This window comes from Cellulomonas denverensis, from assembly GCF_012396125.1.
In the GTDB taxonomy this organism is placed as follows: domain Bacteria; phylum Actinomycetota; class Actinomycetes; order Actinomycetales; family Cellulomonadaceae; genus Cellulomonas; species Cellulomonas denverensis.
In genome coordinates this window covers 15,654-36,394 of sequence record NZ_JAAXOX010000018.1, presented here as the reverse complement: position 1 = coordinate 36,394, position 20,741 = coordinate 15,654, and the positions used below count along the sequence as shown (strand labels likewise).

At 74.3% G+C, this 20,741-nt stretch carries 17 protein-coding genes; all 17 read left to right on the top strand.

What is annotated here, in order from left to right:
- Positions 1–20: 20 nt before the first annotated feature.
- The 17 genes from hemE (at position 21) to HGA03_RS18065 (ending at position 20,693) form a co-directional block, all read left to right on the top strand.
- A complete protein-coding gene (gene hemE / locus HGA03_RS18145) occupies positions 21–1,151 on the top strand; it encodes a uroporphyrinogen decarboxylase (RefSeq protein ID WP_373307722.1) in 1,131 nt (376 codons plus the stop codon).
- Between the two features lie 91 nt (positions 1,152–1,242).
- Entirely contained in the window at positions 1,243–2,685 is a 1,443-nt protein-coding gene (locus HGA03_RS18140) for a protoporphyrinogen/coproporphyrinogen oxidase (protein ID WP_168631708.1), read from the top strand.
- A gap of 14 nt (positions 2,686–2,699) precedes the next feature.
- Positions 2,700–3,665 carry a hydroxymethylbilane synthase gene (gene hemC, locus HGA03_RS18135; protein ID WP_168631704.1) on the top strand — a complete coding sequence of 322 codons (966 nt, stop codon included), beginning with the start codon at positions 2,700–2,702 and terminating at the stop codon, positions 3,663–3,665.
- Positions 3,662–4,489 carry a uroporphyrinogen-III synthase gene (locus HGA03_RS18130; RefSeq protein WP_168631703.1) on the top strand — a complete coding sequence of 276 codons (828 nt, stop codon included), beginning with the start codon at positions 3,662–3,664 and terminating at the stop codon, positions 4,487–4,489. The genes hemC and HGA03_RS18130 overlap by 4 nt, the downstream gene beginning before the upstream one ends.
- A gap of 98 nt (positions 4,490–4,587) precedes the next feature.
- Positions 4,588–5,526, top strand: coding sequence for a porphobilinogen synthase (gene hemB / locus HGA03_RS18125; protein WP_239073755.1), 939 nt, complete (start codon positions 4,588–4,590; stop codon positions 5,524–5,526).
- Positions 5,523–6,836 carry a glutamate-1-semialdehyde 2,1-aminomutase gene (gene hemL / locus HGA03_RS18120; protein ID WP_168631701.1) on the top strand — a complete coding sequence of 438 codons (1,314 nt, stop codon included), beginning with the start codon at positions 5,523–5,525 and terminating at the stop codon, positions 6,834–6,836. Before hemB ends, hemL begins: the two co-directional genes overlap by 4 nt.
- Positions 6,837–7,095: 259 nt before the next feature.
- Positions 7,096–7,788, top strand: a complete 693-nt coding sequence (locus HGA03_RS18115) for a SipW-dependent-type signal peptide-containing protein (RefSeq protein WP_168631700.1) — start codon at positions 7,096–7,098, stop codon at positions 7,786–7,788.
- A 7-nt stretch (positions 7,789–7,795) separates the two neighbouring features.
- A complete protein-coding gene (locus HGA03_RS18110) occupies positions 7,796–9,331 on the top strand; it encodes a signal peptidase I (protein ID WP_168631699.1) in 1,536 nt (511 codons plus the stop codon).
- Positions 9,328–11,142 carry a choice-of-anchor G family protein gene (locus tag HGA03_RS18105; RefSeq protein WP_168631698.1) on the top strand — a complete coding sequence of 605 codons (1,815 nt, stop codon included), beginning with the start codon at positions 9,328–9,330 and terminating at the stop codon, positions 11,140–11,142. Before HGA03_RS18110 ends, HGA03_RS18105 begins: the two co-directional genes overlap by 4 nt.
- 222 nt (positions 11,143–11,364) lie before the next feature.
- Entirely contained in the window at positions 11,365–13,023 is a 1,659-nt protein-coding gene (locus tag HGA03_RS18100; RefSeq protein WP_168631697.1) for an ABC transporter substrate-binding protein, read from the top strand.
- A gap of 68 nt (positions 13,024–13,091) precedes the next feature.
- Positions 13,092–14,183 carry an ABC transporter permease gene (locus HGA03_RS18095; RefSeq protein ID WP_168631696.1) on the top strand — a complete coding sequence of 364 codons (1,092 nt, stop codon included), beginning with the start codon at positions 13,092–13,094 and terminating at the stop codon, positions 14,181–14,183.
- On the top strand, positions 14,183–15,220 hold the full coding sequence (locus HGA03_RS18090) for an ABC transporter permease (protein WP_168631695.1): 1,038 nt from the start codon (positions 14,183–14,185) through the stop codon (positions 15,218–15,220). The genes HGA03_RS18095 and HGA03_RS18090 overlap by 1 nt, the downstream gene beginning before the upstream one ends.
- Entirely contained in the window at positions 15,217–16,899 is a 1,683-nt protein-coding gene (locus HGA03_RS18085) for an ABC transporter ATP-binding protein (protein WP_168631694.1), read from the top strand. The genes HGA03_RS18090 and HGA03_RS18085 overlap by 4 nt, the downstream gene beginning before the upstream one ends.
- 66 nt (positions 16,900–16,965) lie before the next feature.
- The gene (locus tag HGA03_RS18080; protein ID WP_168631693.1) at positions 16,966–17,688 is read left to right on the top strand and encodes an MBL fold metallo-hydrolase; all 723 of its coding nucleotides are present in this window, start codon (positions 16,966–16,968) and stop codon (positions 17,686–17,688) included.
- A gap of 109 nt (positions 17,689–17,797) precedes the next feature.
- Positions 17,798–18,037, top strand: coding sequence for a metal-sensitive transcriptional regulator (locus HGA03_RS18075; RefSeq protein ID WP_210732647.1), 240 nt, complete (start codon positions 17,798–17,800; stop codon positions 18,035–18,037).
- Positions 18,038–18,060: 23 nt separating this feature from the next.
- Complete coding sequence (locus HGA03_RS18070; RefSeq protein WP_168631691.1) at positions 18,061–18,291, top strand: heavy-metal-associated domain-containing protein; 231 nt, start codon at positions 18,061–18,063, stop codon at positions 18,289–18,291.
- Positions 18,288–20,693, top strand: coding sequence for a heavy metal translocating P-type ATPase (locus HGA03_RS18065; RefSeq protein WP_275407618.1), 2,406 nt, complete (start codon positions 18,288–18,290; stop codon positions 20,691–20,693). The genes HGA03_RS18070 and HGA03_RS18065 overlap by 4 nt, the downstream gene beginning before the upstream one ends.
- Positions 20,694–20,741: the final 48 nt, after the last annotated feature.

Sequence of the window (20,741 nt, the reverse complement as noted above, 5' to 3'; positions counted from 1 at the left end):
TCCAGGAAAGGAGCGGACCAATCTCCGCGCTGTCGACTCCGTCACGTCCGCTGCCCAGCCACCCCGACGGGACCGGTCTGCCGGCCGGTCATCCGCTGGTGGACGGCCGCACCGCCTCCGCCCCGCTGATCGATGCCTACCGCGGCCGCACGCCCGCGCGCCGGCCGGTCTGGTTCATGCGGCAGGCCGGGCGGTCGCTGCCCGAGTACCGCGCCTCCCGGGCCGGGACCGAGATGCTGGAGGCCTGTCTCACCCCCGCGCTGGCGGCCGAGATCACCCTGCAGCCGGTGCGCCGGCACGATGTGGACGCCGGGATCTTCTTCTCCGACATCGTCGTGCCGCTGAAGCTGGCCGGGGTGGACGTCCGGATCGAGCCCGGGATCGGCCCGGTGTTCGGCTCCCCGGTCCGGACCGCCGCGGAGGTGGACCGGCTGCTGGCCGAGCACCCCGCCGAGTCGCTGGACGACGCGGCGCTGGCACCGATCACCGAGGCGGTGCGGCTCACCGTCGCCGACCTCGGCGGTACCCCGCTGATCGGCTTCGCCGGAGCGCCGTTCACGCTGGCCGCCTACCTGGTCGAGGGCCGCCCGTCCCGCGATCACCTGGCCGCGCGCACCCTGATGCTCGGCGACCCGGACTCCTGGCAGCGGCTGACCACCTGGGCGGCCGAGGTCGCCGGGCGGTTCCTGCGGGCGCAGGTGCTGGCCGGCGCGAGTGCGGTGCAGCTCTTCGACTCCTGGGCCGGATCGCTGTCCCGGGAGAACTACCTGCGGTCGGTCGCCCCGGCCTCGCACCACACGCTGGCCCAGGTGTCCGACCTGGGGGTGCCGCGGGTGCACTTCGGCACCGGCACCGGCGAGCTGCTGGCCGCGATGCGGGACGTGGGCGCGGACGTGGTCGGCGTGGACGACCGGATCGCCCTGGACGAGGCGGTGCGCCGGCTGGACGGCCGGGTGCCGGTGCAGGGCAACATCGACCCCGCCCTGCTCGCCGCACCGTGGCCGGTGCTGGAGGCGCACGTGCGCGACGTGGTCGCCCGGGGGGCCTCCGCACCGGGGCACGTGGTCAACCTCGGGCACGGGGTGCCGCCCACCACCGACCCGGACGTGCTCACCCGGGTCGTGGCGCTGGTGCACGCGATCGAGCGCTGAAGGGCCGGGGGTCCCTGCCCGTCCGGGCCCGGACGCGGCAGAGTGGCGAGGGCCGCTCCCGCCCGGGGGGACGAATGAGAGGAACGTGGAGATGACGCAGGCCGCCGAGGACTGGGACGCGATCGTGGTCGGCGGCGGCGTCGCCGGGCTGGTCGCCGCACGGGAGCTGGCGCTGGCCGGGCTGCACACCGTGGTGCTGGAGGCCTGGGTCACGCCGGGTGGTGTGGTCGGCCGGCACGAGGTGGACGGCATGACGCTGGACGCCGGCGCGGAGTCCTTCGCCACCCGCGGCGGCGTGGTCGCCGACCTGGCGGGCGAGGTGGGCCTGACCGGCAAGGTGGTCTCCCCCGAGCCCTACGGCGCCTGGGTCCGGTTGCCGCGCGGTTCCGGCCCGCTGCCCCGCACCGGCCTGCTCGGCATCCCGGCGCACCCGTTCGCCGCGGACGTCCGGCGGACCATCGGCTGGACCGGCTCGCTGCGCGCGGCGATGGACCGGCTGCTGCCCACCCGGCACGGCCTGCGCCCGGAGGGCGAGGTGATCACCCTGGCGGAGCTGGTCCGGGCCCGGATGGGACGCCGGGTGCTCGAGCGCCTGGTCCGGCCGGTGGTGGCCGGGGTGCACGCCGCCGACCCGGAGGCGATCGCGGCGGATGCGGTGGCGCCCGGGCTGGTCGCGGCGGTGCGGAAGGAAGGCGCGCTGGGTCCCGCGGTGCGGGCGATGCGGGCGAACGCCCCGGCCGGTTCGGCGGTGAACTCCTTCGACGGCGGGCTGCACACCCTGGTGGACGCGCTGGCCGCCGACCTGGTCGAGCGCGGTGGCGAGGTGCGCTGTGGTGCCGCGGTGACCGAGGTGCACCGGGCGCAGGGCGCCGCCCGGTTCCGGGTGGAGGCGGACGGCCGCACGCTGACCGCGCCGCGGCTGGTGGTCGCCACCCCCCGCGCCACCGAGCTGCTGACCACGGTCGCCCCCGAGCTGGCCGGCCTGCACACCGACCCGGGCGCCGACATCGTGCTGGCCACCCTGGTGCTGGACGCGCCGGAGCTGGACGCTCACCCCCGGGGCACCGGGGTGCTGGTCGCCAAGGGCGTGGCGGAGGTGCGCGCCAAGGCACTGACCCACGCCACCGCCAAGTGGAGCTGGCTGGCCCGCGCCGCCGGTCCGGGGCGGCATGTGGTGCGGCTGTCCTACGGCCGGGCCGGTGAGGGCGCGCCGGACGTGCCCGCCGACCTGGACGGCCTGACCGACCTGGCCCTGCACGACGCCTCGGCGATCCTGGGCGTGCCACTGGACCGCAGCCGGTTGCGCGCCTCGGCCCGGGTCACCTGGCGCCAGGGGCTGCCGGTGCCCAGCGCCGCCCACCGGGAGACGGTCCGCCGGGTGCGTGAGGTGGTCGCCGAGGTGCCCGGCCTGGCCGTGGTGGGTGCCTGGGTGGCCGGGAACGGATTGGCCTCGGTGGTGCCGGACGCCCGGCGTGCCGGTGCCGACCTCGCCGGGAGCGACCCGGCCGCGGCTTCGACAAGGCGGCCCGGGTGACCGAGACTGGCCTCATGCCCCAACCGGTCCGGGTCGGAACCCGTGCGAGCCAGCTTGCCCTGACGCAGACCGGCCACGTGGCCGATGCGCTGACCCGGCTGGGGGCCGGACCGCACGAGCTGGTCCGGGTCCGCACCGACGGCGACCGGCTGACCGGCTCGCTGACCAGCCTGGGCGGCACCGGGGTGTTCGTCACCGCGCTGCGGGACGCCCTGCTGGACGGTCGCTGCGACGTCGCGGTGCACTCGTTCAAGGACCTGCCGACCGCCGACGCCGACGGGTTGGTGGTCGCCGCCGTGCCGCCGCGGGAGGACCCCCGGGACGCGCTGTGCGCCCGGGACGGCCTGACCCTGGCCACGCTGCCGGTGGGCGCCTCGGTCGGCACCGGATCGCCGCGGCGGGCCGCCCAGCTGCTGGCCGCCCGGCCGGACCTGCGGGTGGTGGACATCCGCGGGAACGTCGACACCCGGCTGGCCCGCGCGCTGGGCGAGGCCGCCGACCTGGACGCGGTGGTGCTGGCCCGGGCGGGGCTGGCACGGCTCGGCCGGCTGGACGCGATCACCGACACCCTGCCCACCGACGTGATGACCCCGGCCCCGGCGCAGGGTGCGCTGGCGGTGGAGGTCCGGGCCGAGGTGATCGGTTCCGGCAGCCCGCTGGCCCTGGCCCTGGCGGCGCTGGACGACCAGGGCACCCGGCTCGCGGTGCTGGCCGAGCGCGCGCTGCTGGCCCGGCTGGAGGCCGGCTGTGCGGCCCCGGTCGGCGCCTACGGTCATCTGGCCGAGGGCACGCTGACCCTGTCCACCGTGGTGCTGCGCCCGGACGGCACCGAGCGCCTACTGCTGGACGGCAGCACCCCGCTGACCGGCGACCCGGTGGCCGACGCCGCCGAGGCCACCGCGCTGGGCGAGCGCCTGGCCGCGGACCTGCTCGCCGACGGCGCCGCCGACCTGGCCGGGCTCGGGGGGCCGGGCGCATGACCGCCGACACCGGGCTGGTCCCCGCCCCGCAGGGTCCGCTGACCGGCCTGCGGGTGCTGGTGCCCCGGCAGACCGAGGGACCGGACCCGCTGGTGATCGCCCTGCTGGCGGCTGGCGCCGAGCCGGTGGTGGTGCCGCTGATCCAGACCGTCCCGCCGGAGGACCCCACCGAGCTGGACGACACCCTGCTCGCGGTCCAGGCCGGGTACTACGGCTGGGTCGGAATCACCTCCGCCGCCGCGGTGCCGGTGCTGGCCGATCGCGCCGAGGAGACCGGCACCGCGCTGCCGGAGCTGCTGTCCGGGGTGCAGGTGGCCGCGGTGGGCGGGTCGACCGCCCGGGCGCTGCGCTCCGCCGGGGTGCGGGTCGACGTGGTGCCCACCGGGCAGTCGTCGGCAACCACGCTGCTGCGGGTGTGGCCCGCGGTGGACGGCCAGCCCGAGCCGCGCCGGGTGCTGCTGCCGCTGGGCGACCTGGCCGCCGACACCCTGGCCGGGGGCCTGCGCGCGCACGGCTGGGCGGTGGACGTGGTCACCACGTATCGCACCGTCCCCGGCCCGATGCCCGAGCCGGACACCCGGCAGGAGTGGGCCGCGGGCCGGATCGACGCCGCCCTGCTGACCTCGGGCAGCACCGCCCGGAACCTGATCGACCTGCTCGGACCGGCGCCCGACGGGGTGCGCCTGGTCTGCATCGGCGACTCCACCGCCACCGAGGCACTGCGCGCCGGGCTGACCGTGTCCGCGGTCGCCGCGGAGCAGTCGCCCAGCGGCCTGGTCGCCGCCCTGATCGCCACGATGTCCCCAGATGGAGAGGTGTCATGACCATCGACCCCACCCGTCCGCACGCCGCCGCCCTGGCCGCCGGTGCCGCCGCGCACCCCGGCCGGATCCGGCCACGCCGGATCCGCGCCACGGCCGCGATGCGCCGCTCGGTCGCCGAGACCCGGCTGCACCCGGCGGACCTGATCCTGCCGCTGTTCGTGAAGGAGGGGCTGTCCGAGCCCGCGCCGATCGGCTCGATGCCCGGCGTCCTGCAGCACACCCGGGACTCGCTGAAGCAGGCGGTCGCCGAGGCCGCCGCCGCCGGGATCAGCGCGGTGAACCTGTTCGGGGTGCCGGAGGTCCGGGATGCGACCGGCTCCGGCGCCACCGACCCGGACGGCATCCTGAACCGGGCGATCGCCGACGCCCGGGCCGAGGTCGGCGACGCACTGGTGATCCAGGCGGACCTCTGCCTGGACGAGTTCACCGACCACGGCCACTGCGGGGTGCTCGCCCCGGACGGCACCGTGGACAACGACGCCAGCCTGGTCCGGTACGCGGAGATGGCGCTGGTGCAGGCCGAGTCCGGCGCCCACATGGTGGCGCCCAGCGGCATGATGGACGGCCAGATCGCGGTGATCCGGGACACCCTGGACACCGCCGGGCGCTCCGACGTCGGCATCCTGGCCTACTCGGCGAAGTTCGCCTCCGCGTTCTACGGCCCGTTCCGGGACGCGGTGGAGTCCACCCTGGAGGGCGACCGCCGGACCTACCAGATGGACGCGGCGAACCGGCGCGAGGCGCTGCGCGAGGTCGAGCTGGACATCGCCGAGGGCGCGGATGTCGTGATGGTGAAGCCGGCCGGTCCCTACCTGGACGTGCTGGCCGACGTCGCCGCGGTGAGCACCGTGCCGGTGGCCGCCTACCAGGTCTCCGGGGAGTACGCGATGGTCGAAGCCGCCGCCGCGAACGGCTGGATCGACCGCCGCCGCGCGATCACCGAATCGGTGCTGGGCATCCGCCGCGCCGGTGCGGACCAGGTGCTGACCTACTGGGCGGTCGAACTCGCCCACTGGCTGCGGGAGGAGTGGCGATGACCGGCCGGAACGAGGAGCTGTTCGCACGGGCCCAGGGGGTCGTGCCGGGCGGGGTGAATTCGCCGGTGCGGGCCTACGGCTCGGTCGGTGGCGCGCCGCGCTTCCTGGCCTCGGCCCGCGGTGCCTACGTCACGGACGAGGAGGGCCGGGAGTACGTCGACCTGGTCGGGTCCTGGGGCCCGGCGCTGCTCGGCCACGCCCACCCGGCGGTGCTGGACGCGGTGCACGCCGCGGCGGACCGAGGGCTGAGCTTCGGCGCGCCGACCCGGACCGAGATCGAGCTGGCCGAGGCGGTGCGGGAGAGGGTGCCGGCCGTCGAGCGGCTGCGCCTGGTGTCCACCGGCACCGAGGCGACCATGACCGCCATCCGGCTGGCCCGCGGGATCACCGGCCGCGACCGGGTGATCAAGTTCGCCGGCTGCTACCACGGGCACGTCGACTCGCTGCTGGCCGCCGCCGGGTCCGGGGTGGCCACCCTCGCGTTGCCCGGGTCGGCCGGGGTCACCGCCGCGGTCGCCGCCGAGACGATCGTGCTGCCGTACAACGACCTGGCCGCGGTCGAGGCCGCCTTCGCCGAACACGGCCCGAGCATCGCCGCGATCATCACCGAGGCCGCCCCGGCCAACATGGGCGTGGTACCGCCGGAGCCCGGGTTCAACGCCGGCCTGGCCCGGATCGCGCACGCCCACGGTGCCCTGCTGATCCAGGACGAGGTGCTGACCGGATTCCGGGTCGGCCCCGCGGGGTGGTGGGGGCTGGAGTCCCGGCCGGAGGGCTGGAACCCGGACATCCTCACCTTCGGCAAGGTGATCGGCGGCGGGCTGCCGGTGGCCGGGCTCGGCGGGTCGGCGGCGGTGATGGACCACCTCGCGCCGGTCGGGCCGGTCTACCAGGCGGGCACGCTGTCCGGGAACCCGGTGGCCACCGCCGCCGGGCTGGCCACCCTGCGCGCCGCGGACGCCGACGTGTACGCCCGGGTCGATGCCGCCTCGGCCACGGTGCGGGCGGCGGTGCACGAGTCGCTGTCCGCCGCCGGGGTGCCGCACACCGTGCAGGTGGCGGGGAACCTGTTCAGCACCGTCTTCGGGGTGGACGGCGGCGTGCGGGACTACGCCGGGATGCTCGGCTCCGAGTCCTGGCGCTACCCGGCGTTCTTCCACAGCCTGCTCGCCGACGGGGTGTACGCCGCACCGTCCGCCTTCGAGGCATGGTTCCTGTCCGCCGCGCACGACGACGCGGCGCTGGACCGGGTGCTGACCGCCCTGCCCCGGGCCGCCCGGGCCGCCGCGGAGGCCACACCCCCGGCCTGACGATTCCGGCGATTCGGGCGCACCTGTCCACACTGCGGAAGGCGCTTGCCCGCGACACGCCGCGACCCCTCGAGAATCGCCGTACAAACCGGGCGACTTCGATTGTGCGTTTGCACATATCGGTGTCATGGCCGATGCTGACGGAGCGTCACAGCGAGCAGGGGGAGCTGTGCCGATAAGGGCCCGGGGCGGCGGTGCGGCCGCCTCGGGCGACGGTCGGATGCAGGGGGCATCCGACCCGTGGAGACCGGGGGGATCCATGTCCGCACCACACACCCAGACCACCGTCGACACCCGTGACCGGAAGCGGCGAGGACCCGGGCGCCTGCGCGCGATCCTGGCCGCCGCCGGGGTGCTCGGGATCGGCGCCGCCGTCACCCTGGCGGCCTGGACCGACACCGAGTGGATCTTCGGTGGCACCAACAACGACACCCCGATCGGGACCTCGGTGTTCAACGTCGAGCAGAACGTCTACGACGGGCAGAGCTGGCAGAACCGGCAGAACTGGCCCACCGACGCCACCGCCGGGAAGCTGAACTTCACCGTCGCCGCGTCCTCACTCACCCCCGGTGCGGTGGTCTACGCGCCGCTGCAGCTGCGGGCGGCGCCCGGGTCGGTGGCGGGCACCGCGGTGCTGAACGGCGCGGTCGCCGGGCCGAACACCAACACCGCCCTGTTCTCCGCCCTGACCTACCAGGTGCGCACCGGCGTCACCCAGGCGAACTGCACCGCCGCGGGGATCGGCGCCGGCACCGTGATCGTGGCCGCCGGTCAGCCGCTGACCGCGAACGGCACCGCGTCGTTCCCGATCCCGGCCGCGCCGAATGCGACCACCGGCGGGACGCCGGTCGATCTCTGCTTCCAGATCACGATGCCGTCCACCGCGACCGGTGCGTCGTTGCAGGGGCAGACCGTGACACCGGTGTGGAACGTCGTGGCCACGAGCTCCTGAGCCACCGGTGTCCGGCACGCACAGCGCCCCGCCGGCACCCGGCCGGTCCTGGCGCCGCGCCGCCGACCTGACCCGCGAGCTGCTGCTGACCGCCGCAGCGGTCTTCGGCGCGGTGTGCGCCGTCCTGGTCATGCTGGTGGTGACACTCAACCTGGGGCTGATCGTGTTCCGCACCGGGTCGATGAGCCCGGCGATCCCGACCGGCTCGGCCGCCCTGGTGCGCACCCTGCCCGCAGAGCAGGTCCAGGTCGGCGACGTGGTGACCGTGCCCTCGCCGGTGGGTCCGCTGCCGGTGACGCACCGGGTGGTGTCCGTCGAGCCGCTGGCGGACGGGTCGACCCGGCTGGTGCTGCGCGGGGACGCCAACGACGCTCCGGACCCCTTCCCCTACGACGTGACCGAGGTGCGGCGGGTGGTGGCCCACGCGCCGGGGGTGGGCGTCGCGCTGGTCCGGCTGCACGACCCGCGGGCGCTGGGGACGATCACGGTGCTGGTCGCCGGGGTGATCCTGTGGGCGCTGTGGCCGCCCCGCCGGAGCGCGCCGGAGCGGGGGCCGAGCCACGCGGGTGGGCCGGAGCGGGAACCGAGCCACGCAGGTGCGCCGGAGCGGGGACCAAGCCACGCCGGTGGGCCGGAGCGGGAACCGAGCCACGCGGGTGGGCCGGGGGTGGACACGCCGTCCGAGCCGGAGGCGCCCCGGCCCCGCCGCCGGACCGCCGCGATCACGGGTGCCCTGGTCCTGCTCGCCACCGGCGCCGTACTGATCGGCCCGGGACCTTCGCCCGCGGCCGCCGCACCCGCCCCGGAGCCGCCCACGCCCACCGTCACGCCGACCGCGCCCCCGGCCACCGGCTACCCGGCCGGCGACGGGGTGTTGGCGTTGTCCTCCTCGCTGCCGCCGGGAACGGACTGGTCTCTCTCGCCGGGCGATGACCTGCTGTGGCGGGTCACCTCTGCCGCCCGCCCGCCGGCCGGTGCCGACGCCGCCACCGGCCGGGTGTGGGTCACCCTGATCGCCGGGGGCCCGCTGGTGGAGCTCGGCGACGCGGTACGGCTGACCCTCCGGCTGTGTGACGGCGGCTGGGCGGCGGACGGCGCATGCCCGCACGGCGCCCGCGATCTGCCCGCCCCGGCCGGGGACGGTGTGGTGCTGGTGGACCGGGTGCCGGTCGGCGAGCTGACGAGCGAGCGGCCGCAGCAGGTGGCGGTGCGGCTCCAGGTGGCCGAGGACCTGCCCGCCGAGGCGCAGGGGCAGGCGATGTACCTGGCGCTGCGGTTCGACGCGTTCGGGGAGTCGCGGGTCGATCAGGTCGGCGGGGAGGTGCCGCCGCAGGGGTCGGAGGATCCCGGACCGGGGGCCGCGGGTCCAGGGGCCACGGGTTCGGGGGCGGGCGGTCCGGGCGCGGGGGGATCGGCGCCTGGTCCGGGCGGGTTGGCGCTCACCGGTGCCGATCTGCGCCCGGCCGGCTGGGCGGTGCTGGTGCTGCTGCTGGGTTCGGTGCTGGGGTCCTGGGTACGGGACCGGCGCAAGGCGGGCCGGTGAACCGCTGGCGCCAGGCCGGGCCGGAACCGCTCGGCAGCGGCCCGGTGGACCGCCGGCGCCGGGCCGGGCCAGGACGACGCGGGGCCCGCCGACGCCGGGCCGCCCTGGGCCTGCTGGCGGCTCTCACCGCCGCGCTGACCCTGCACGGCCCGCTGACCCCGCAGCTCACCGACGCGGCCTGGACCGACCGGGAGTACCTGACCGGCACGCTCGGCACCCGGAGCACCTGGTGCGACACCGGCCTGTACCGGACCACCGCCCGCGGGCAGCTGTTCGCCGGGACGGTCGGCAGCGGGTCCACCGACTCCGGGGTGGCGCCGCTGCGGGTGACCCAGACCGGGTCGGCGGTCTCCGCGACCCCGGCCGGGGCGACCGGCACGGCGCCGAACGCCTTCGTCTCGCCGGTGTCCGCGAGCGCCCTGCAGGCCGGCTCCGCGACGCTGGAGTCCGCGGTCACCTTCGGCGCGGTCACCCCGGCGCAGGCCAACCAGTACGGCAGCGCCGCGAGCACCGGCCTGGTGACCGGCGGGTCGGGTGCGGTGTCGAACGCCGGGGTGCTGGACGCCGCCACCCAGTCCGCCGGGTCGGGGCTGCCGGACCTGGCCACGGTGGACCTACGCGCCCTGGTCACCCCGGCGCTGCTGACCTCGGCCCTGGGCGCCACCGCCGCCACCGACGTGACCGGTGGGCTGCGGCTGATCCCCGGCACGGTCGCCTCGACCACCACCCGGGACGCCTGCATCTCCCGGGACACCACCACCCGGGCCTACGGGGTGTCCGGGCTGCGGCTGGAGGCGGACAGCACCGCGCTGCGGGCGGTCGCGACCCAGACCACCGCGGCGGCCACCGCGATCCAGAACTCGCTGACCTCCGGCGGGGCGGTGGCGTCCGGCACCGCCGCGAACGTCAACACCGTGTTCCGCACCCGGCAGGACCTGCTCAATCTCCTGACCCCCGGCACCTCGACCGGGACGCTGACCCTGAGCCTGGCGGTGAACGTCCCGGCGGCGGTCGCCGGGCTGACCGGCCAGACCCTCGGCGCCGGTGGCCCGGTCCAGCTGAACCTGGCGACCGGCCGGATGACCGTCGACGTCGCGGCGTTGACCAGCAGCACCGCCGGGGTGAACGGCCTGGCCCCGAACACCGAGGTGCTGACCGCGGCGATCATGTCGGCGGCGGCGGGTTCGGTCGGCACTCTGCTCCCGGCGTATCAGAGCGCGGTGCTGGCCGCGATCTCCACCGCGCTGAACACCAGCGTGGCGACCCTCCGGGTGGACACCACGGTGTCCCTGCTCGGCCTGGGCCTGGTGACCGAGCCGACGTCGGTCACCTACACCGGCACCCTGAACCAGCTGCGGGCGCAGCAGGGCGGGACGGTGGGCGTCTCGGTCGGGGTGAACAACGCCTGCGGCCTGGTGACCACCGCCGCCTGCACCTCGATCCGGAACTCGCTCAACTCGGCCTCCGGTCAGGCCGATCTGCGGGCCGCGGTGGCGAACGCCCTGACCAGCACGATCTACGGCACCGGCACCACCACTCCGATGCCGGCGCAGGGCCAGGTGGTCGCGGCGGTGTCGGCCGCCCAGAGCACCCTGCAGTCGCTGCTGACCGCCCTGCCGGCCGCGGTCTCCGCCCAGGTGAACGTCCAGGCCGACGTCACCAGCCCCGCGGCCCGGCCGGTGACCGTTCTGGACCCGGGTGAGCTCGGCGTGACCGCCCTGCGGATCGGGGCGGTCCCGGCGGGCCGGACCGCCTGGCTGGCCTTCGGCTCGTCGGCGGCCGGGCCGAACGTCTACCTGCCCGGCGCGTGACCCGTTCGGGCGACTTGGCCGACCTGGGCGACCCGAACCGCTACTGAGCGGTAACCAGCGGCTGACCTGCGGCGAGATTGCCCCGAAACATCCTGTTAACAGAGGGATGTACCAATCGTCCCGCCGCTGTGCTTTCCTGTGCCCCACATCACAGGCCCGGCGGCAGTGCGGCCGGCCCCGGCCGAGGCGGTTCTCGCCGATCCGACACGGAAGAGGAACACCATGACAGCGGTTCACACGCGCCGACGCCTGATCGTCCCGACCACCGGTCTGGTGGTCACCGGTCTGCTCCTGGCCGCCTGCGGCAGCGGTGGCGGCGACGACGAGGGCACGAGCGGCGGTGGCGGCGACGACTCGATCCTGATCGGCACCACCGACAAGATCACCACCATCGACCCGGCCGGCTCGTACGACAACGGGTCCTTCGCCGTGATGAACCAGGTGTACCCGTTCCTGATGAACACCCCCTACGGCAGCCCGGACGTCGAGCCGGACATCGCCGAGAAGGCCGAGTTCACCAGCCCGACCGAGTACACGGTCACCCTCAAGGAGGGCCTGACCTTCGCCAACGGGAACGACCTGACCAGCTCGGACGTGAAGTTCACCTTCGACCGGCAGCTGTCGATCTTCGAGTCCGGCGCGGACGGCGGCAACGGCCCCGGCTCGCTGCTGTACAACCTGGACAGCGTGGACGCCCCGGACGACACCACCGTGGTCTTCCACCTCAAGACCGAGAACGACCAGGTCTTCCCGCAGATCCTGTCCAGCCCGGCCGGCCCGATCGTGGACGAGGACGTCTTCTCCCCCGACGCCCTGACCCCGGATCAGGACATCGTGGACGGTCAGGCCTTCGCCGGTCCGTACACGATCACGGACTACTCGCAGAACGACCTGATCAGCTACCAGGCGAACCCGGACTACCAGGGCCTGCTCGGCGCCCCGGCGAACGACGCGGTGGACGTGCAGTACTTCACCGACGCCTCGAACCTCAAGCTGGACATCCAGGAGGGGAACATCGACGTGGCGTTCCGCTCGCTGTCCGCCACCGACATCGAGGACCTGCGCGGCAACGACGACGTCCAGGTGGTCGACGGGCCGGGCGGTGAGATCCGGTACATCGTGTTCAACTTCGACACCCAGCCGTTCGGCAACACCACCTCCGAGGCCGACCCGGCCAAGGCGCTGGCGGTCCGCCAGGCGGTGGCCGACCTGATCGACCGCGAGGAGATTGCCTCCCAGGTCTACAAGGACACCTACACCCCGCTGTACTCCTACGTGCCGAGCGGCCTGACCGGCGCGGTCGAGCCGCTCAAGGACCTGTATGGCGACGGCGACGGCGGCCCGGATGTCGACAAGGCAACCCAGACCCTCGCCGACGCCGGGGTCAGCACCCCGATCGAGCTGAACCTGCAGTACTCCAACGACCACTACGGCCCGTCCTCCGGTGAGGAGTACGCGCTGATCAAGGACCAGCTGGAGTCCAGCGGCCTGTTCACGGTCAACCTGCAGACCACCGAGTGGGTGCAGTACGCCAAGGACCGCACCTCGGACGTGTACCCGGCCTACCAGCTGGGCTGGTTCCCGGACTACTCGGACGCGGACAACTACCTGACCCCGTTCTTCCTGACCGAGAACTTCCTGGGCAACCACTACGACAACCAGGAGGTCAACGACCTGATCCTGGAGCAGGCGGTCACCGAGGACGCCGACCAGCGCACCGCCCTGATCGAGCAGATCCAGGGCCTGGTCGCCGAGGACCTGTCCACCGTCCCGTACCTGCAGGGTGCCCAGGTCGCCGTGACCGGCACCGACATCGCCGGTGCGGAGGACACCCTCGACGCGTCCTTCAAGTTCCGCTACGGCGCCCTGAGCCGTAGCTGATCCACCATCACGACTCCGGGGCGGGCCGCACATCCAGCGGCCCGCCCCGGGGCGTTGTCAGGAGTGACATGACGTCCACCACGCTCGACCCCACCACGGTCGATACCCCGCGCCCGGCCGGTCGCCCCAAGCGGTCTGGCGGCGGCCTCGGCCGCTACATCCTGATCCGCTTCCTGCTGATCATCCCGACCGTCTTCATCCTGGTGACCACGGTCTTCTTCCTGATGCGGGCCACCGGCGACCCGATCACCGCGGCCCAGGGCGGCCGGCTGCCCGCCGACCAGCTCGCCGAGCGGATCCACGCCGCGGGCTACGACCGGCCGATCCTGACCCAGTACGTCGACTACCTCGGCGACCTGCTGCGCGGGGATCTGGGCACCACCATCTCGGACACCCGCCCGGTGACCGAGGTGCTGACCACCTTCGGCACCGCCACCCTGGAGCTGGCGATCTACGCGCTGATCGTCGCGTTCCTGGTCGGCATCCCGGGCGGGCTGCTCGCGGCGTACTTCCGGGACCGGGTGCCGGACGCGCTGCTGCGGGTGTTCGCGATCGCCTGCTACGCCACGCCGGTGTTCTTCGCCGGGCTGCTGCTCAAGCTGATCTTCTCTGTGCAGCTGCACTGGCTGCCGGTCGCCGGCCGGGCCTCCAACCGGTCCGAACTGGCGATGCGCCGGCTGGACGACCCGACCGGCATCTACCTGATCGACGCGATCCGGACCGGCAACGGTGACGTGATCGCCGACGTGCTGCAGCACGCGATCCTGCCGGCGCTCGCGCTCGGCATGCTCACCGCCGGGGTGTTCCTGCGGCTGGTGCGCACCAACGTGATCGGCACCCTCGGCTCCGGCTACGTGGAGGCCGCCCGCTCGCGCGGGGTCAAGGAGTCCCGGCTGCTGCGCAAGCACGCCTACCGGCCCGCCCTGATCCCGATCATCACCGTGGTCGGGATGCAGGTGGCGATGCTGCTGGTCGGCGCGGTGCTGACCGAGACCACCTTCGAGTGGCGCGGGCTCGGCTTCCAGCTGTCCCAGTACCTGCAGGCCCGCGACTTCGTGGCGGTGCAGGGCATCGTCGTGATGCTGGCGATCATCGTGGCCCTGACCAACTTCCTGGTCGACGTCATCGCGGCCCTGATCGACCCGAGGGTGAGGTACTGATGCGCCGTCGCACCTGGAAGGACCTGCCGGTCGTCCATCAGCTCCGGCAGAGCGTCGGGCTGCAACGCGGGATGCTGATCGCCGGGCTGGTGCTCACCGGCCTGTTCCTGATCACCGCGATCTTCGCCCCGCTGCTCGCCCCCTACGGCTACGGCCAGTTGCGCAGCCCGGACACCGGACTGTTCGGCTCCACCCAGCCGCCGTCGGCCGAGCACCTGCTCGGCACCACGGTCGGCGGCTACGACGTGCTGTCCCGGGTGATCTGGGGTGCCCGGACCGCGCTGTTGGTGATCGTGATCGCGGTGGCTGCGTCGCTGTTCGTCGGGGTGCTGCTCGGGCTGCTGTCCGGGTACTTCGGCGGCTGGCTGGACCGGGTGCTGGTGGTGATCGCGGACGCGGTCTACGCCTTCCCGTCCCTGCTGCTGGCCATCGTGCTGGCGATCGTGATCAGCGGGGGGCAGTCGTCGATGATCGGCGGGGTGCTCGCCGCGGCGCTGTCGATCACGGTGGTCTTCACCCCGCAGTACTTCCGGGTGGTGCGGGCCGAGACGGTGCGGATCAAGGCGGAGGCCTTCGTCGAGTCCGCCCGGGTGATCGGCGCCGGCCACCCGCGGATCATGTTCCGGCACGTGCTGCGCAACGCCACCCGGACCCTGCCGCTGATCATCACGCTGAACGCCTCCGAGGCGATCCTCACCCTGGCCGGCCTGGGCTTCCTGGGCTTCGGCATCGAGGCCACCGCGGCCGCCGAGTGGGGCTACGACCTGAACAAGGCGATCGCCGACGTCAGCTCCGGTGTCTGGTGGACCGCCACCTTCCCCGGCATCGCGATCGTGCTGGTGGTGCTCGGCATGACCCTGGTCGGCGAGTCGCTGAACGACCTGGCCGACCCGCGGCTGCGCACCCGTCGCCGGGCCGCGGACGTGACCGGCGACGTCGCCGCGACCTCCGTGGTGCCCGGTGGCGCGCTCACCGCCCATGTCGCCGACCCCGGTGGGATCGACGAGGCACGTGAACTGGAAGGGGGTGCCCGATGAGCGGCCCCGTGGTCCGGATCGACAACCTGTCGGTCTCCTTCGCCACCGACGCCGGCACCGTCCGCGCGGTGGACGACGTCAGCCTGGAGGTCGCCGCCGGGGAGGTGCTGGCCGTGGTCGGCGAGTCCGGCTCCGGCAAGACGGTCACCTCCAAGACCATCCTCGGTCTGCTGCCCAGCACCGCCACCACCCGGGGAGCCGTGCTGCTGACCAGCAAGGACGGCAGCACCGAGCGGGATGTGATCAGCCTGCGCGGGGCCGGGCTGCGCGAGGTGCGCGGCCGGGACGCGGCGATGGTCTTCCAGGAGCCGTCCACCGCGCTCAACCCGGTGTACACCGTGGGCTGGCAGATCATCGAGGGCCTGCGCGCACACCGGAAGCTCGGCCGGAAGGAGGCCCGCGCCGCCGCGATCGACATCCTGCGCCGGGTGGGCATCCCCGACCCCGAGCACCGGATCGACCAGTACCCGCACGAGTTCTCCGGCGGCCAGAAGCAGCGGATCGTGATCGCCCAGGCCCTGGTGCTCGACCCCGGCGTGATCGTGGCCGACGAGCCCACCACCGCGCTGGACGTCACCGTGCAGGCCGAGATCCTGGACCTGCTGCGCCGCTGCCGGGACGAGTTCGGCACCGCGATCGTGCTGATCACGCACAACATGGGCGTGGTCGCCGACCTGGCCGACCGGGTCGCGGTGATGTACTCCGGCCGGATCGTCGAGCAGGCGCCGGTCCGGCAGCTGTTCGCCGCACCGGCGCACGAGTACACCCGGCGGCTGCTGGACGCCGTGCCCCGGGTCGGGGGCGGCACCACCCACGCCGCGGCCCGGGCGGCGGCCCGTTCCGCCGACTGGGCCGCCGCCACCCCGGTGGTCGAGGCCACCGACCTGGAGATCACCTACCCCGGCCGGTTCCGCCGCCCCGGGTTCCGCGCGGTGGACGGGGTGTCGCTGTCGATCCGGCCCGGTGAGGTGCTCGGCCTGGTCGGCGAGTCCGGCTCCGGCAAGACCACCATCGGCCGGGCGATCGCCGGGCTGACCCCGGTCTCCGGCGGTGGGCTGCGGGTGCTCGGGGTGGAGATGAACGGCGTCCGCGAGCGCGAGTTCCGGCCGATCCGGCGCCGGATCGGCTTCGTCTTCCAGGACCCGGCGACCAGCTTCAACCCGCTGCTGACCATCGCCCAGTGCGTCGCCGAACCGCTGGTGGTGCACGGCCGGGCCCGGTCGGCCGAGGAGGCCCGGGCCACGGTGGACGACCTGCTGGAGTCGGTGCAGCTGCCGCGCTCCTACGGCGACCGGTTCCCGCACGAGCTGTCCGGCGGCCAGCGGCAGCGCGCCTCGCTGGCCCGGGCACTCGCCCTGGACCCGGAGCTGCTGATCGCCGACGAGCCGACCAGTGCGCTGGACGTGTCGGTGCAGGCCCGGGTGCTGGAGCTGTTCTCCGAACTCCAGGAGCAGCTGGGCTTCGCCTGCCTGTTCATCAGCCACGACCTGGCGGTGGTGGACCTGCTGGCCGACCGGATCGCGGTGCTGCACCACGGCCGGCTGGTCGAGGAGGGCACCGGCGAGCAGGTGCTCGGCAACCCGCGCGAGGACTACACCCGGCGACTGCTGGCCTCGCTGCCGGTGCCGGACCCCGCGGAACAGGAGCGCCGGCGCGAGGAGTGGCGCGCGCTGGCCTGAGGATCGGGTGCCGGTGGTGGGCCGAAGTGCCTGCGCCCACCACCGGCCCCGGCCTACCGTCGCAGCATGACCCCGCAGCTCGCGGTCCGGGAGACCGCACCCGGCCTGTTCACCGCCCGCACGCCCCTGGCCAACTGGCTGATCGCCGTCGATGGTGACGCCGTCCTGCTGATCGACTCCGGCTACCCCGGGCAGATCGACGCCCTGGTCGAGTCGCTGCATCAGGTCGGCCGCCGACCGGAGGATCTGGTCGCCGGGATCGCCACCCACGGCCACGTCGACCACATCGGCGGCTTCGCCCAGCTGCGCGCCGGGCTCGGCTTCCCGGTGTACGCCCTGGCCGAAGAGCTGCCCGCGCTGCGCGGCCAGACCGTGCACCAGGCCGGGATCGCGGAGATCGCCCCCTCGCTCTGGCGGCCCCGGGTCTCCCGGTGGGCGCTGGCCGCGATGGCCGCCGGTGGCCTGCGGGAGGTCGCGGTGCCCGACGCCCTCGCCGCCCCCGCCGATCAGCCGCTCGACCTGCCGCTGGCACCGGTGCTGCGGTCGGTTCCCGGTCACACCCCGGGCAGTGCGGTGGTTGTGCTCGGCGACTCCGGGGTGATCGCCTCCGGTGACACCGCGGTGACCGGGCACCCGGCGGGTCCCCGGCCGCAGCGGCCCGGGCTGGTCGACCTGCCCGAGTTCTTCCACCACGACCCGGCGCTCGCCCGTGCGGGGCGGGAGGCGGTGGCCGCGATGCCGGCCGAGGTCGTGGTGCCGGGGCACGGGCCGGTGCTGCGGCGGGGGTGACCCTGCGCGGAATACCCCCAGGGGGTATACGGTTGAGCCCGTCGACACCGACGACCCGGAGGCCACCGTGCACGGATACACCCCGAACAAGGACGACTACGCCAAGCGCATGCGCCGGATCGAGGGCCAGGTGCGCGGCATCGCCCGGATGATCGACGAGGACGTGTACTGCATCGACGTCCTCACCCAGGTCGCCGCGGTGACCAAGGCCCTGCAGTCGGTGAGCATCGCGCTGGTCGAGGACCACCTCGGCCACTGCGTGGTGGACGCGGCCCGCAAGTCGCCCGAGGAGGGCGAGGCCAAGGTCAAGGAAGCCGCCGACGCCATCGCCCGCCTGGTGCGGAGCTGAACCCCAACCGAGAGGACATCGTCATGACCACCACCACTTTCTCCGTCGACGGCATGACCTGCGGCAACTGCGTCAAGCACGTCACCGAGGAGCTGACCGCACTGCCCGGTGTGCAGGACGTGCAGGTCGAGCTGGTCGCCGGGGGTTCCTCGCCGGTCACCGTCATCTCCGAGGCTCCGCTGGACGACGCCGCGATCGCCGCGGCCGTCGACGAGGCGGGCTACGCCGTCACGCCGAAGGGATCGTTGCTGTGACAGCCGAACCGACCCCGTTCCCCCAGGCCCCGGTCGGCACCGTCGACCTGGCCGTGCACGGGATGACCTGCGCCTCCTGCGTGGCGCGGGTGGAGAAGCGCCTGAACCGGGTGCCCGGCGTCCAGGCCACCGTGAACCTGGCGCTGGAGACCGCCCACGTGGAGCTGCACCCGGTGGACGGCGCCGCCGCGGACACCGAGGCACTGGTCGAGGCGGTCCGCAAGGCGGGCTACGAGGCCACGGTCACCGGTGGGACCGGCACCGCCGCGCCCGCCCACGAGCACATGAACCACGACGGCATGGCCGGGATGGACCCGGTGGAGCACGCGCTCTCCGGGCACACGATGGCCCCGGGGCACGACATGGACCCGGACGAGGACACCTCCGCCCCCACCGACGAGCGCGGCGCCGACCTGCGCCGTCGGCTGCGGGTGGCCACCGTGCTGACGATCCCGGTCGTGCTGCTCAGCATGATTCCGGCGCTGCAGTTTACCGGCTGGCAGTGGCTGGTGACCGTCCTGGCGCTGCCGGTGGCGACCTGGGCGGCCTGGCCGTTCCACCGCGCCGCCGCCCGCGCCGCCCGGCACGGGGCCTCGACGATGGACACCCTGGTGTCGATCGGCATCATCGCCGCCACCGGCTGGTCGCTGTGGGCACTGCTGTTCGGCGGCGCGGGCATGCTCGGCATGACCATGACGCCGAGCCTGTGGCCCGCCGCGGACGAGCACACCGGGATGCCGGAGCTGTACTTCGAGGTGGCGGCCGTGGTCACCACCTTCCTGCTGGCCGGGCGCTACGCGGAGCACCGTTCCCGCCGCCGGGCCGGTGACGCGCTGCGCGCCCTACTGGACCTCGGGGCGAAGGATGTCGCGCTGCTGGTGACCGGCGAGGACGGCCGGCGCACCGAGCGCCGGGTGCCGATCGGGCAGCTGTCCGCCGGGGACGAGTTCGCGGTCCGGCCGGGTGAGAAGGTCGCCACCGACGGGATCGTGGTCGAGGGCACCAGCGCGGTGGACACCAGCCTGCTGACCGGTGAGCCGGTGCCGGTGGACGTCTCCCCCGGCGACGAGGTCACCGGGGCGACCATCAACACCTCCGGTCACCTGGTGGTCCGCGCCACCCGGGTCGGCGAGGACACCCGGCTGGCCCAGATCGGCCGGCTGGTCACCCGCGCCCAGACCGGCAAGGCCCCGGTGCAGCGACTGGCGGACCGGATCTCCGCGGTGTTCGTGCCGGTGGTGCTGGTGCTGGCCGTGGGCACGCTCGCGGTGTGGCTGCTGTCCGGCGGCTCGGTGCAGGCGGCATTCACCGCCGCGGTCGCGGTGCTGATCATCGCCTGCCCCTGCGCCCTCGGCCTGGCCACCCCGACCGCGCTGCTGGTCGGCACCGGCCGCGGCGCCCAGCTCGGCATCCTGATCAAGGGCCCGGAGACGCTGGAGCAGACCCGGACCGTCGACACCGTGGTGCTGGACAAGACCGGCACCCTGACCGAGGGCCGGATGGAGCTGGTCGACGTCCTGACCGACGGCGACCGCGACGAGCTGCTGCGGTTCACCGCCGCGGTGGAGTCCCGCTCCGAGCACCCGATCGCCCAGGCCGTGGCCCGTGCCGCGGACACCGGCGAGCTGGAGGTGCACGACTTCACCAATGTCCCCGGCCGCGGGGTCGAGGGTGTGGTCCGGGCGCCGCACAGCGGGGTGACCCTGAGCCGCCGGGTCCTGGTCGGCCGGCCGCAGTGGCTGACCGAGCAGGGCGTGACGGTGGACGACGGCCTGGCGCAGCGGTTCGCCGCCGCCGAGCAGGACGGTGCCACCGCCGTGATGGCCGCCTGGGACGGCGCCGCCCGCGGTGCGCTGGTGCTGCGGGACCCGCTGAAGCCGACCTCCGCCCAGGCGGTGGACGACCTGCGGGCGCTCGGACTGCGGCCAGTGCTGCTCACCGGCGACAACGCCGGGGCCGCCCGCCGGGTCGCCGCCGAGGTGGGCATTCCCGAGTCGGATGTGATCGCCCAGGTGCTGCCCGCCGACAAGGTGGACCGGGTCGCCGAGTTGCAGCGCGCTGGTGCCCGGGTCGCGATGGTCGGCGACGGGGTGAACGATGCCGCCGCGCTGGCCACCGCCGACCTCGGCCTGGCGATGGGCACCGGCACCGATGTGGCGATCGAGGCCGCCGACGTCACTCTGGTCCGCGGTGACCTGCGTTCCGCCGCCCAGTCGATCCGGCTGTCCCGCCGGACGCTGCGGATCATCAAGCAGAACCTGTTCTGGGCGTTCGCCTACAACGTGGCGGCGATCCCGCTGGCCGCGCTGGGTCTGCTGAACCCGATGATCGCCGGTGCCGCGATGGCGTTCTCCTCGGTGCTGGTGGTGACCAACTCGCTGCGGCTGCGCCGGTTCCACTGACCGGTCTGCACACGTCGGCCCGGGACTCCCTGAGGGTCCCGGGTCGCG